Annotated in this window: 12 protein-coding genes; 7 read left to right on the top strand and 5 right to left on the bottom strand. The window is 70.4% G+C overall.

The window, feature by feature from the left end; translation table 11 throughout:
- Positions 1-4 precede the first annotated feature (4 nt).
- Positions 5-871, bottom strand: coding sequence for a glucose-1-phosphate thymidylyltransferase RfbA (rfbA, locus tag EXE58_RS10770; RefSeq protein ID WP_135267886.1), 867 nt, complete (start codon positions 869-871; stop codon positions 5-7).
- A gap of 41 nt (positions 872-912) precedes the next feature.
- On the opposite strand from rfbA, the gene EXE58_RS10765 reads away from it, so the two are divergent.
- The 4 genes from EXE58_RS10765 (at position 913) to EXE58_RS10750 (ending at position 6,712) form a co-directional block, all read left to right on the top strand.
- Positions 913-2,790: a DUF4012 domain-containing protein gene (locus EXE58_RS10765; protein WP_135267885.1), complete on the top strand. Its 1,878-nt coding sequence runs from the start codon at positions 913-915 to the stop codon at positions 2,788-2,790.
- A 68-nt stretch (positions 2,791-2,858) separates the two neighbouring features.
- A complete protein-coding gene (gene rfbB / locus EXE58_RS10760; RefSeq protein WP_135267884.1) occupies positions 2,859-3,857 on the top strand; it encodes a dTDP-glucose 4,6-dehydratase in 999 nt (332 codons plus the stop codon).
- A complete protein-coding gene (locus EXE58_RS10755) occupies positions 3,854-5,257 on the top strand; it encodes a sugar nucleotide-binding protein (RefSeq protein WP_135267883.1) in 1,404 nt (467 codons plus the stop codon). The genes rfbB and EXE58_RS10755 overlap by 4 nt, the downstream gene beginning before the upstream one ends.
- A 60-nt stretch (positions 5,258-5,317) precedes the next feature.
- On the top strand, positions 5,318-6,712 hold the full coding sequence (locus EXE58_RS10750) for a tyrosine-protein kinase domain-containing protein (RefSeq protein WP_135267882.1): 1,395 nt from the start codon (positions 5,318-5,320) through the stop codon (positions 6,710-6,712).
- A 3-nt stretch (positions 6,713-6,715) separates the two neighbouring features.
- On the opposite strand, the gene EXE58_RS10745 is transcribed toward EXE58_RS10750, so the two are convergent.
- The 4 genes from EXE58_RS10745 to EXE58_RS10730 all read right to left on the bottom strand — a co-directional run bounded on the left by EXE58_RS10745 (position 6,716) and on the right by EXE58_RS10730 (position 9,342).
- Positions 6,716-7,009, bottom strand: a complete 294-nt coding sequence (locus EXE58_RS10745; protein ID WP_135267881.1) for a DUF2516 family protein — start codon at positions 7,007-7,009, stop codon at positions 6,716-6,718.
- Positions 7,010-7,146: 137 nt separating this feature from the next.
- Positions 7,147-7,791: a hypothetical protein gene (locus EXE58_RS10740; protein WP_135267880.1), complete on the bottom strand. Its 645-nt coding sequence runs from the start codon at positions 7,789-7,791 to the stop codon at positions 7,147-7,149.
- 59 nt (positions 7,792-7,850) lie between these two features.
- Positions 7,851-8,243, bottom strand: a complete 393-nt coding sequence (locus tag EXE58_RS10735) for a helix-turn-helix domain-containing protein (protein ID WP_135267879.1) — start codon at positions 8,241-8,243, stop codon at positions 7,851-7,853.
- Positions 8,244-8,352: 109 nt separating this feature from the next.
- Positions 8,353-9,342 (bottom strand): asparaginase, encoded by a 990-nt coding sequence (locus EXE58_RS10730; RefSeq protein WP_135267878.1) that lies wholly within the window; start codon positions 9,340-9,342, stop codon positions 8,353-8,355.
- Between the two features lie 40 nt (positions 9,343-9,382).
- On the opposite strand from EXE58_RS10730, the gene cysC reads away from it, so the two are divergent.
- The 3 genes from cysC to EXE58_RS10720 are packed head-to-tail and all read left to right on the top strand — an operon-like array spanning position 9,383 to position 12,128.
- On the top strand, positions 9,383-10,597 hold the full coding sequence (gene cysC, locus EXE58_RS10725; protein WP_244242178.1) for an adenylyl-sulfate kinase: 1,215 nt from the start codon (positions 9,383-9,385) through the stop codon (positions 10,595-10,597).
- Positions 10,594-11,121: an arsenate reductase/protein-tyrosine-phosphatase family protein gene (locus EXE58_RS20060; RefSeq protein WP_244242177.1), complete on the top strand. Its 528-nt coding sequence runs from the start codon at positions 10,594-10,596 to the stop codon at positions 11,119-11,121. The genes cysC and EXE58_RS20060 overlap by 4 nt, the downstream gene beginning before the upstream one ends.
- Positions 11,121-12,128, top strand: a complete 1,008-nt coding sequence (locus EXE58_RS10720; RefSeq protein WP_135267877.1) for a sulfite exporter TauE/SafE family protein — start codon at positions 11,121-11,123, stop codon at positions 12,126-12,128. Before EXE58_RS20060 ends, EXE58_RS10720 begins: the two co-directional genes overlap by 1 nt.
- Positions 12,129-12,347: the final 219 nt, after the last annotated feature.

The raw sequence follows: 12,347 nt of genomic DNA, 5'->3' as shown, positions 1-12,347 counted from the left end.
GGACTCAGTGGTCGTTGAGCAGGCCGAGGAGGTACTCGCCGTAGCCGCTCTTGCGCAGCGGCTCGGCCCGCTCGGCCAGCTCGTCGTCGGTGAGGAAGCCCATCCGCCAGGCGACCTCCTCGGGGGCGCCGACCTTGAAGCCCTGGCGGCCCTCGATGGTGCGCACGAAGTTGGAGGCGTCGTTGAGGGAGTCGAAGGTGCCGGTGTCGAGCCACGCCGTGCCGCGGGGCAGCACCTCGACCTGGAGGCGCCCCTGCTCGAGGTAGCGCCGGTTGAGGTCGGTGATCTCGAGCTCGCCGCGCGCGGACGGCTCGAGCTCGGCGGCGTACTGGATGACGTCGTTGTCGTAGAAGTAGAGGCCGGGGACGGCGTACGACGACTTGGGCTCGGCGGGCTTCTCCTCGAGCGAGACCGCGCGTCCGGAGTCGTCGAACTCCACGACGCCGTAGGCCGTCGGGTCGGCGACGTGGTAGCCGAACACAGCGGCGCCGTCGAGCTCGTCGAAGCGCAGCAGCGTGTGGCCGAGCCCGGTGCCGTAGAAGATGTTGTCGCCCAGCACGAGCGCCGAGCGCTCGCTGCCGATGTGGTCGGCGCCGATGATGAAGGCCTGCGCGAGCCCGTCGGGGCTGGGCTGCACCGCGAAGGTGATGGAGATGCCGAACTGCGACCCGTCGCCCAGCAGCCGGTGGAACGCCTCGGCCTCGTGGGGGGTGGTGATGATCAGGACGTCGCGGATCCCGGCGAGCATCAGCGTGGAGAGCGGGTAGTAGATCATCGGCTTGTCGTAGACCGGCACCAGCTGCTTGCTGATCCCCTGCGTGATCGGGTGCAGCCGTGAACCGGTTCCGCCGGCGAGAATGATTCCGCGCATGGATGCCACCCTATTGCCACGGGTTTGAGAGGATCCTCCGCATGCCACGCAGCCGCTCCGACAAGCGACGCCGCGTGTGGCCCCTTCTCCTGCTGGCTGCCGTCGTGGTGGTCGTCGCGCTGGCGCTGCTGGCGCTGCCGTTCCGCGACGCCCCGGCCCACGCCGAGGCCGCGAAGACCGAGCTCCAGTCGGCCAGCGAGGCGCTGTCGGCCGGCGACCACGAGGCGGCTGGTGTCGCGGTGGCGCGGGCCCGCGACGAGGTCGACGAGCTCCAGGGGAGCGTGCAGGGCATCGGCGGTGACGCCTGGGCCTGGGTGCCGGTGGCGGCCGGCCCGGTCCGCGACGTACGACGCCTCGGCAACGCCCTGGACGACCTCACCGCCGCTGCCGAGCTGGGTGTCGAGATGTGGCCCGAGGTCACCGGCCGGACGTCGACGCTGATCGACGACGGCAACGTCGACCTGCCGACCCTGGATCGCACGCTCGACCGCGTGGGCGAGATCGAGGAGCGCTTCGTCTCCGCCAACGACGAGCTGGCCGGCGTCGCCGACGAGCGGGTCTTCGTGGGCGACCGGCTGGCGCAGGCGCGCGACGAGGCCCACGAAAAGCTCGAGCCGCTGATGGACGACCTGGCGTCGGTCCGGCCGCTGCTCGACGTGCTGCCGAGCCTGCTGGGCGCGGAGGAGGAGCGCCAGTACCTCATCGCGATGCTCAACCCTGCCGAGATGATGGCCTCTGGCGGCACGCCGCAGAGCTTCGCGACGATGTCCTTCGAGGACGGACGGGTCGACCTGAGTGACTCGGTCGACTACGAGACGGCGCCGGGCACCTTCGTGCCCCGCTTCTGGCAGAAGGTCGAGGGCAACCCGTTCCACCGCGGGCGCCTGCGCATGGGCACCGCCACGATGGCGCCGGACTGGCGGGTCTCCGGCAACGAGCTGGCCAACGCGTGGCGCAGCCTGCGCAACCGCCCGATGTCCGGGGTGATCGCCATCGACACGATCGCGCTGTCCCGCCTCATCGACCTGACGGGACCCATCGAGCTGCCGCCGCTGGGCCGGCTGACGGGCGACACGCTCGTGGAGGCGCTGGGCCGCAGCTACGACAGGTTCCCCGACAAGCAGGTCCGCAAGGGCTTCAACCGCCGGTTGGTGCCGATCTTCCGCGAGCGCCTGCTCTCCTCCGGCAGCTGGGTCGAGAAGGGCGAGGTGCTCGCCGACGCGGCCGACGGCCGGCACTTCGCGGTCTACCTCCGCAACGCCGAGGCGCAGGGGGTCATCCACGACCTGGGCCTCAGCGGCGCCCTCTCCGACACCGACCGCGACTACCTCGGCGTCTTCACCCAGAACGCCGTGCCGAGCAAGGCCGACTACTGGCAGGACCGCGCGGTCCACTCCGAGGTCGAGCTGGCCGAGGACGGCAGCGCCCGCGTTCGCCTGCGCGTGGAGATTCACAACGACTCCCCGCCCTACGCCCAGCCCGGCGTCGACCCGCGCAGCGGCTACTGGACCCGCTGGAACACCCTGAGCGTGATGACCATGCTGCCGAAGGGCGCGTCCATCGTCTCGCGCAGCGTCGACGGCGAGCCCGTCCGCCGCGCACAGAACGACTTCTTCGGGCGCACCTACCAGCGCCAGAAGATCGTGTTCGAGCCCCAGCAGACCCGCACGCTCGAGGTGGTGTACGACGTCCCGGCCGCCGCCGAGGTCGGCGCCGACGGGTCCCTGGCCTACGGCCTCGACCTCGACCCGCAGGGGATGGTCCGGCCGCAGGCGGTGCGGGTCGACGTCACGTTCCCGCGGGGGTTCGAGGTCGGCGACCTGCCCGACGGCTGGCGGAGCAGGGCGCCGCGCCAGGCGTCGTACGTCACGAAGGGCCTCACGACCTCCGAGTCCTTCGAGGTCGTGGCCTCCCCCTAGCTCCTCTTCGCTGGTTGAGGAGGGACGAAGTCCTGTCTCGAAACCCCCTCCCCCTAGACTCACCGCCCATGGAACGCCTTCTCGTGACCGGGGGCGCGGGGTTCATCGGATCGAACTTCGTGCACCACCTGATGGAGCACACCGACCTGCGGGTGACGGTGCTCGACAAGCTCACCTACGCCGCGAGCAAGGAGTCCCTCGAGGGGCTGCCGGAGGACCGCGTGCAGCTGGTGGTCGGCGACATCGCCGAGGCCGAGGTGGTCGACCCGCTGGTGGCCGAGCACGACGCGGTGGTGCACTACGCGGCCGAGTCCCACAACGACAACTCGCTGCACGACCCGAGCCCGTTCATCAAGACCAACATCCTCGGCACGTTCACGATCCTCGAGGCGGTCCGCAAGCACGAGAAGCGGCTCCACCACGTGTCGACCGACGAGGTCTACGGCGACCTCGAGCTCGACGACCCCAAGCGCTTCACCGAGGACACCCCCTACAACCCGTCCTCGCCCTACTCCGCCTCCAAGGCCGGCTCCGACCACCTGGTGCGGGCGTGGGTGCGCTCCTTCGGGGTGCAGGCGACGGTGTCCAACTGCTCCAACAACTACGGCCCCTGGCAGCACATCGAGAAGTTCATCCCGCGCCAGATCACCAACGTCATCGACGGCATCCGCCCCAAGCTCTACGGCTCCGGCGAGAACGTCCGCGACTGGATCCACGCCGACGACCACTCCTCGGCGGTGCTGACGATCCTGGAGAAGGGCCGCATCGGTGAGACCTACCTGATCGGCGCCGACGGCGAGAAGAACAACCTCGAGGTCGTCCAGCTGATCCTCACGCTGATGGGCCAGCCGGCCGATGCCTTCGACCACGTCACCGACCGCGCCGGCCACGACCTGCGCTACGCCATCGAGTCGGGCAAGCTGCGTCAGGAGCTCGGCTGGTCGCCGCAGTTCCAGGACTTCGAGTCCGGCCTGGCCGACACCATCGAGTGGTACCAGGCCCACGAGGACTGGTGGCGCCCCCACAAGGACGCCGTCGAGGCGACCTACGCGGAGAAGGGCCAGTGAGCGAGCTGACCGTCGAGACGACGGCCATCCCCGGCCTGCTGGTCCTGCGGCTGCCTCTCCACGGCGACGCGCGCGGCTGGTTCAAGGAGAACTGGCAGCGCGAGAAGATGCTGGCGCTGGGCCTGCCCGACTTCGGCCCGGTCCAGAACAACATCTCCTACAACGCCTCCCGGGGCGCGACGCGCGGCATCCACGCCGAGCCGTGGGACAAGTTCGTCTCGCTGGCCACCGGCCGCATCTTCGGCGCGTGGGTCGACCTGCGCGAGGGCGAGAGCTTCGGCGCGACCTTCCACCTCGAGATGGACCCGTCGCTCGCGGTGTACGTCCCCCGCGGGGTCGCCAACTCCTACCAGGCGCTCGAGGACCACACCGCCTACACCTACCTTGTCAACGCCCACTGGCGTCCCGGCGTGGCCTACCCCGCGCTCCACCTCGGCGACGAGACGGCCGCGATCCCGTGGCCGATCCCGCTGGAGGAGGCCGAGGTCTCCGAGAAGGACCAGAACAACCCGCGGCTCGCCGACGTCACCCCGATGGCGCCGAAGAAGACGCTGATCGTGGGGGCGCTCGGCCAGCTCGGGCGCGCGCTGCAGGCCGACTTCCCGGGTGCCGACCTCGTCGACCTCGTCGAGGGCGAGGGCGTCACCCGGCTCGACCTCACCGACGCCGCTGCCGTCGACGCCTGGCCCTGGCACGACTACGCCGTCGTGCTCAACGCCGCCGCCTACACCGCCGTCGACGCGGCGGAGACGCCCGAGGGTCGCCGCGACGCCTGGGCCGCCAACGCCAGCGCCCCGGCCACCTTGTCGCGGCTCTCCCGCGAGCACGGCTTCACGCTGGTCCACTACTCGAGCGAATACGTCTTCGACGGCACCCAGCCTGACCACGTCGAGGACGAGCCGCTCACCCCGCTGGGGGTCTACGCCCAGTCCAAGGCCGCCGGTGAGATCGCCGTCGGGCTCGCGCCGCGCCACTACCTGCTCCGCACCTCCTGGGTCATCGGCGCGGGCAACAACTTCGTCCGCACCATGAAGTCCCTGGCCGACAAGGGGGTCTCCCCCAGCGTGGTCGCCGACCAGGTCGGCCGCCTGACGTTCGCCGACGAGCTCTCCCGCGCGACCCGCCACCTGGTCGACGCCGGCGCCGACTTCGGCACCTACAACCTCAGCAACGGCGGCGAGCCTATGTCGTGGGCCGAGATCGCCCAGGCCGTGTTCGAACGTTGTGGGCGCAGCGCCGACGACGTCACGCCGGTCACGACCGCCGACTACTACGCCGACAAGCCCGGCATCGCCCCCCGACCGCTCCAGAGCGTCATGTCGCTGGACCGCATCCGTGCCACGGGGTTCGAGCCCGAGGACGCCCTCACAGCGCTGGACCGCTACCTCGCCGGTCAGTGAAAATCGGACGACCCGGGTTAGAGTCGAGCAACTGGTCTAGATCTCGGAAAGGGTCGTTACGTGGAGCTGAGTGCCTACTGGGGCGCGTTGCGTCGTCGTTGGCTGTGGCTGGTCGCGTGCATCCTGCTCGCACTGGCCGCTGCTGCAGCGTTCACCTGGGCGGCCACGCCGCAGTACTCCTCGACCACTCGGCTGTTCATCTCCACGAGCCAGTCCGACGAGTCGAGCGCCTACACCGGCAACCTCTTCGCCACCCAGCGGGTGACGTCGTACGCCGACCTGGTCACCAGCCGCCAGCTCGCCGAGCGTGTCGCCGAGTCCCTCGAGGGACCGGTCGACCCGGCTGAGCTGCGCGAGCAGGTGGAGGCGACGGTCGTGCCCGAGACGGTGATCCTGGAGATCTCGGCCACCGACCCCGACCCCGAGCAGGCGCGCGACATCGCGCAGGTCTACGCCTCTGAGCTCGCCGACCTGGTCGAGGAGCTGGAGACCCCCAACGGCAAGAACGACGCGGTCATCAAGGCCACGCTGGTCGACGACGCCGAGGTCTCCGAGACCCCGGTCTCCCCCAACCCGGTGCGCAACCTCGCGCTCGCCGGGGTGCTGGGGCTGCTGCTCGGCATGGGCCTTGCGGTCGCCCGCGAGCTGCTCGACACATCGGTGACGGGCAGCGAGGACGTCGCCGCCATCACCGAAGCGCCCATCCTGGGCAACATCTTCAGCGACCCCGATGCCAAGCGTCCTCCGTCGGAGGTGCTCGCGACCGCGACGCCGTGGGCCGAGGCGTTCCGGGTGCTGCGCACCAACATGCAGTACATCGAGGTCGACCACGACCAGAAGGTCTTCGTGGTCACCAGCTCGCTGCCGGGCGAGGGCAAGTCGACGACTGCGGTCAACCTCGCGCTCACCCTCACCCAGGCCGGTCACCGCGTGGCGCTGATCGAGTGCGACCTGCGACGCCCCCTGATCGCCGACCGTCTCGGGCTCGACGGCGCCGTCGGCACGACCACCGTGCTGATCGGCAAGATCTCGGTGCCCGACGCCATGCAGACCTACGCCGACACCTCCCTCGACGTGCTCGCCTGCGGGCCGATCCCGCCCAACCCGTCCGAGCTGCTCCAGTCCCACGCCATGGAGAAGCTCCTGATCGACCTGCGTGCGAGCTACGACATGGTCGTCCTCGACGCGCCGCCGCTGCTCCCCGTCACCGACGCCGCCCTCCTCGCGACGCGCGCCGACGGTGCCGTGGTCGTCGTACGACACGGGCGCACGACGCGCGACCAGCTCACCCACGCGATCGAGCGCTTGACCTCCGTCGGCTCCAAGACGCTGGGCATCGTCATGAACATGACGCCGGCCAAGAAGTCCGGCTCTGCCTACGGCTATGGCTACGGCTACGGCTACGCGCCCCGCGAGGACACGGACAAGTCACCCTCGAAGGGCAAGCACGCCTGAGCTTCAGCGTCGGTGCGAGGTGACCTCGCGCAGCGCCGGGCGGACGTCTGCCAGGTAGACCAGGGCTGCGACGAGAAAGATGATCCCCAGCAGGCCGCCGAGCAGGCCGATCGGGATGAGCGCGGTGACGAAGCCAAGCCCGGTGATGGCACACCAGGCGGGCTTGGTGAGCTTGCCGGCTGCCTCGTAGGCCTCGCCGGACCACAGCAGCGCGTTGACGAAGGCGAAGCCCTTGATGGCCAGCACCGCGAGCAGGATCACCAGCATGACCCAGCTCTGCACCTCGAAGACGTTCACCCGGTCAGCGTAGCCGGGACGCAGAGAACCCCCCGCCCTCACACGGCGGGGGGTTCTCAGGCGATCGGTGGTTGAGGAAGGGCCCTACCCCTCGCTGGTTGAGGAAGGACGAAGTCCTGTCTCGAAACCAGAGAAGGTCAGTCGCCGACCTTCTCGGCGGCGTCGGCGACGGCCTGGACGGCGTTGGTCGCGGTGCTCTTCGCAGCCGTGGCGGTGGCCTTGGCGCTGCTCTGCGCGGTGGCGGTCTTCTTGGTGGCCTTCTTGCGCGCGGTGGTGGCCGCAGCCTTCTTGGCGCTGGCCTTGCGAGCGGCGGGCTTGCTCTTGGCCTGCGGGGCGACCTTGGTGGCGGCGGTGCGGTCGGCGGCGTCGACGCTTGCCTCAGCGGCCTCCTTGGCCTGGGTCACAGTGGTCTTCGCCTTGGCGACGGTGGTGTCGGCTGCCTTGGCGGTGGCCTTGGTCGACTGCTGGCGGCGGATGCGGCCGACGAGCGACTCGCCACGCTTGATCAGGTCGCTGTAGGCGGCGGTGGCGGCGGTGACGTTGCCGTCGACGAGCGACTGCACCTTCGCGGGGTAGGTCAGCGCCTCGCCCTGGAGCTCGTTGACGCGGGTCTCGATGGCGGCGCGGATCTTCTTGGCGTCGGTCTTCTGGACGACGGCGACGCGCTTGGAGACGTCGGCGACGGCGACGCGGACCTTCTCGACGGCCAGGTCGGTGACACCGACGTAGGCGAAGACGGGCTTGATGGCTTCGGTCTTGAGGTCGAACTTGGTGGTGGCCATGTCGTACTCCTTCTCGTGGGTTTCCGCCCGGAGGATCCGGCGCGGCCAGTGCTGTGTGATCAGTCCTGAGTGGTGGCGTTGAGCGCCATGAACGAGCTGTAGACGTCGAGCAGCGACTGCTTCTGCCGCTCGGTGAGCCCGCTGTCAGCGAGGATCGCGAGCTCGACGGAGCTGGCGGCATCGGCGTCGGGGCGGACGATCCCGGCCCGCACGTAGAGCTGCTCGGCGGAGATGCGCAGAGCCTTGGCGAGCTGCTGGAGCACCTCGGCGGACGGCCTGCGCAGGCCGCGCTCGATCTGGCTCAGGTAGGGGTTGCTCACCCCCACCTGATCGGCGAGCTGACGGAGGGAGAGCCGCGAGGCGAGTCGCTGCTCCTTGAGGTAGTCACCCAGGGTGCCCAGGGAGTTGCCCAAGGAGTTGCCCAGCGAGTTGCTCAGCTTGCCGTTGGCCATGCCTCCATAGTGCTAACACTTGTTAGCAGAATGCAAACTCAGCGAGCGTGATGGTGCCCACAACGCTTGTGGCACCGGACATCTTGCGCTAACAAGACAGGTGCGACGGTCAGATGACGGCCCGGATCTCCCCCACCGGAGACCCTCCGCCGAGGAGCACGTGTCGACCCGTCTCGTTGACCGTCTCGGCGTTGACGCCCTCCTCCTCGAGCAGCCCGGAGCGGCGCAGCGCCTGGGCCATCAGCACCGGCCGCACCCGGGTCGCACCGTCGTCGGTCTTGAGCGCCCAGGCACGTCCGTCGGGCAGCGCCACGACGTAGCACGACTCGGCGCCCGCCTTGCCGATCAGGCGGGGTACGGCGCCCAGCAGGCGCCGCTCGTCGCGGGTGGTGCCGCTGACCATCTGCGGATGCTCCCGGATGGCCTCGGCGATCCGGTGGGCCGGGCCGTCGGTGGCGGTGGCGAGAGCGGCGAAGGCGCGGGCGAGCCCGACCAGCGAGGTCGACAGCAGCGGCGCTCCGCACCCGTCGACGGCGCTGACGGCCACCGGCTCACCCGTCATGCGCGCGAAGGTCTCGTGGATGGCCTGCTGGAGCGGGTGGTCCGGCGCGAGGTAGGTCGCGGTGTCCCACTCCCGCAGCACGCAGGTCGCCAGCATCGCCGCGTGCTTGCCCGAGCAGTTCATCAGCACCGGCGACTTCGCTCCACCCTCGAGGAGCACGGCGTCGCGCGCGGCGTCGTCGAGCGGGAAGTCGGGCGGCGTCTGGAGCGCCGACTCGTCGAGGCCGGCGGCGGCCAGGATGCGTCGTACGCCATCGATGTGGAACGGCTCGCCGGAGTGGGAGGCGCAGGCGAGGGCGAGCAGGTCGGGCGGCAGGTCGAGGCCGAGCTCGACCATGGCCAGCGCCTGGATCGGCTTGTTGCACGAGCGCGGCAGCACGTGCACGGTGACGTCGCCGACGGACCAGTCGACGCGGCCGTCGGGGTCGAGCGCGACGACCGACCCGTAGTGGTGCCCCTCCACGAACCCGGAGCGGACGATCTCGGCGACGACGGGCTGGCCGGGGTTGGTCGAGCTCGGGCTGGTGTGCGTGGACATGCCAGCACGTTATCGACCGCTCGAGTGAGAGGATGCCCCGGTGACCCAGCCCCACCCCGTCCAGCACTGCCCCTCGGCGACGGAGCTCGACGACCTGGAGCTTCTCGTGTCGGGCGCCTACGCCCCGCTGACGCGCTTCAACGCCCCAGACAGCCCGGTGACGATCGACCTGCCCGCGGGCGAGGACATCGTCGAGCTGGTCGACCCCGAGGGGCTCCCGCTGGCCCGGGTCACGGCCGCGACCGGTGAGGTCGAGGCACTGACGCACGCGCAGTACGGCCCCTTCCGACGCCTCCACCTCACGCCTGCGCAGGTTCGCGAGCAGCACGCCGGCGCGACGTTCGTCCCGGTCACCGACGCGCTCTCCGATGCCGAGCTCGACGAGCTGCGGGGCCTCGGCCGCGTGGTCCTGGTCGCGCTCAACGGCACCGGCACCGCCGACCTCTCCCCCGTCGCGCTCGTGCGGGCGACGCTCGCCGCTGCCGAGCTGCTCGACGACGCCGCTGTGGTCGCCGTGCCACTCCCCTCCCACGGCGACGCCGACGCCGACCACGCGCTGGGCGTGCGGGTGCTGGAGAACTACGCGGCGGGCGACCCGGTGCACGCCTTGGCGGCCCCAGGTCTCGTGACAGGACTTCGTCCTTCCTCGACCAACGAGGCGATAGCGGCCATCGTCGAGGAGGACCGCCCGGCCCCCGACGAGGTCGGCCTGGTGCTGTTCTTCACCGGCCTGTCCGGCAGCGGCAAGTCCACACTGGCGCGCGCGCTGATGGACCGGCTGCTCGAGCAGGGCGGCCGCACGGTCACCAGCCTCGACGGCGACGTCGTACGACGACACCTCTCGGCCGGGCTGACGTTCTCCAAGGCCGATCGTGAGACCAACATCCGGCGCATCGGCTGGGTGGCGGCCGAGATCGCGCGGCACCGGGGCGTGGCGGTCTGCTCGCCGATCGCGCCGTTCGACGAGACGCGCCAGCAGGTCCGCGCGATGGTCGAGGCGGCGGGCGGTGCCTTCTTCCTGGTGCACGTGGCCACGCCGCTGGAGGAGTGCGAGCGGCGCGACCGCAAGGGGCTCTACGCCAAGGCGCGGGCGGGCCAGATCCCCGAGTTCACCGGCATCTCCTCACCCTACGAAGAGCCCGACGACGCGGCGGTGCGGGTCGACACCACCGGCCGCACCATCGAGGATGCGCTGGACGACGTGATCGAGGCCCTGCACGAGGCAGGCTTCCTGGACCTGAAGAAGGACTCATGACAGAGCCCCTGCGCGTGCTGTTCGTCTGCACCGCCAACATCTGCCGCTCGCCCCACATGGAGCTCACCGCCCGGGCGCTCGCCGGCGACTCGCGCAGCGTCGCGTTCTCCAGCGCCGGCACCCAGGGGTTCAGCGCGCACCCGATGGACGAGGAGATGGCCCGGACGCTCCCGGCGGAGGTCGCCCACGGCGAGTTCCGCAGCCGGCCGCTCGACAAGGCGATCCTCGACGGCGTCGACCTGGTGCTCACGGCGGAGTCCTCCCACCGGGCGCGGATCCTCGAGGAGCACCCGGCCCTGCTGCGCAAGGTCTTCAGCCTCGGCCAGTTCGCCGCGGCGGTCCCCAACCACCCGGGCCTGCGCGGCCGCGAGCTGGTGCAGGCCATGGGCATGCGCCGCACGCCCGCCCTGGTGGAGCACGACGTCGACGACCCCTACCGGCGGGGCACTGAGGCGGCTCAGGCCACAGCAGGCACAATCTCCACCATGTTGAGTGTCATTGTGCCCGCCCTGGTGGACGACTGATGGGTGACCTGCTCACGCTGACCGCGCTGTCGATCCTGGCGGCCGGCTTCTTCGTGGGGATCGTCGTCGGTCTCACCGGGATGGGCGGCGGCGCGCTGATGACCCCTGCGCTGCTCTTCCTGGGCGTGGGCGAGGCGGCCACGGTGGTGACCGCCGACCTGACGGCGGCCGCGGTCTACAAGACCGGCGGCGCGATCGTGCACAAGCGCGAGGGCTCGCCCAACATGGCGCTGGCCAAGTGGCTGATGATCGGGTCGATCCCGATGGCGCTGCTGGGCCCCCACCTGGTGTCGTGGTTCACCGACGACTCCGACCAGCTCAACTACGTCCTGACGCTCTGCATCGGCTTCGCGCTGCTGCTGGCCGCGGCGACCTATGCGCTGCGCCTCTACGTCAACCTGCTGCGCGTGCGCGCCGGCACCCACAGCGAGGACGACGACCCCCACATCCGGGTCGTCCCCACCCTGCTCGTCGGGATGCTGGGCGGCCTCCTCGTCGGCATCACCAGCGTCGGCTCCGGCTCGGTCATCATGATCGCGCTGCTCATGCTCTACCCCGGCCTGTCCGCCGTCCGGCTCGTCGGCACCGACCTGGTCCAGGCGGTGCCGCTGGTGATGGCGGCCGCGATCTCCAACATCTTCCTCCACGGCATCGACTGGATGGTCCTGATCCCGCTGGTCATCGGCTCGGTGCCAGGCACGATCCTGGGCGCCAAGATCGCCCCGAAGGTCCCCCAGTCGATGATCCGGCGCGGCATCGTCGTCGTCCTCACGATGAGCGGCGTCGCCCTGCTCGACAAGTCCGGCTGGGCCCCCCTGGGCGAGCACGAGACCCACCCGATGCTGGTCGCCGGGGTCGGCTTCTTCGTGCTGGTGATCCTGCCCGTGGTGTGGGGCTTCATCCGCAAGTCGACCGGGCTGCCGATGTTCGGCTCCCCCACCATCGCCCAGCTCGAGGACCCCCACTACCGGCCGGGCCTGGTCGGGATGAAGCGCCGCGACGACTGAGGGCCGCTCCGACGCCTCGGGAGTCACAGCCTCGGCGTGTCGTGATCGACGTACGGCGTGTCGTCGCCGTCGCGGCAAGGGTTTCGGCCCCTGTGGAGAGACGATCGCGTCCCCGGGCGGGCGCAGCCACACTCCTGGCGTGGATTCCGTCGAAGCGCTCACCCACTTGGGTGGCATCGCGTCAACCCGCGAGCTCCTCGCCCTGACCACGCGCAAACG

The sequence above is a fragment of the Nocardioides seonyuensis genome, from assembly GCF_004683965.1.
Classification (GTDB): domain Bacteria; phylum Actinomycetota; class Actinomycetes; order Propionibacteriales; family Nocardioidaceae; genus Nocardioides; species Nocardioides seonyuensis.
The sequence above is the reverse complement of the archived record's forward strand: the minus strand, read 5'-3'. Positions and strand labels throughout refer to the sequence as shown.

Coding starts and splice junctions, on each gene's coding strand:
- EXE58_RS10735 (WP_135267879.1), bottom strand. CDS start 8,243: ATGGCCAACGGCAAGCTGAGCAACTCGCTGGGCAACTCCTTGGGCAAC.
- EXE58_RS20060 (WP_244242177.1), top strand. CDS start 10,594: ATGACAGAGCCCCTGCGCGTGCTGTTCGTCTGCACCGCCAACATCTGC.
- EXE58_RS10765 (WP_135267885.1), top strand. CDS start 913: ATGCCACGCAGCCGCTCCGACAAGCGACGCCGCGTGTGGCCCCTTCTC.
- rfbB (WP_135267884.1), top strand. CDS start 2,859: ATGGAACGCCTTCTCGTGACCGGGGGCGCGGGGTTCATCGGATCGAAC.
- EXE58_RS10730 (WP_135267878.1), bottom strand. CDS start 9,342: ATGTCCACGCACACCAGCCCGAGCTCGACCAACCCCGGCCAGCCCGTC.
- EXE58_RS10720 (WP_135267877.1), top strand. CDS start 11,121: ATGGGTGACCTGCTCACGCTGACCGCGCTGTCGATCCTGGCGGCCGGC.
- rfbA (WP_135267886.1), bottom strand. CDS start 871: ATGCGCGGAATCATTCTCGCCGGCGGAACCGGTTCACGGCTGCACCCG.
- EXE58_RS10740 (WP_135267880.1), bottom strand. CDS start 7,791: ATGGCCACCACCAAGTTCGACCTCAAGACCGAAGCCATCAAGCCCGTC.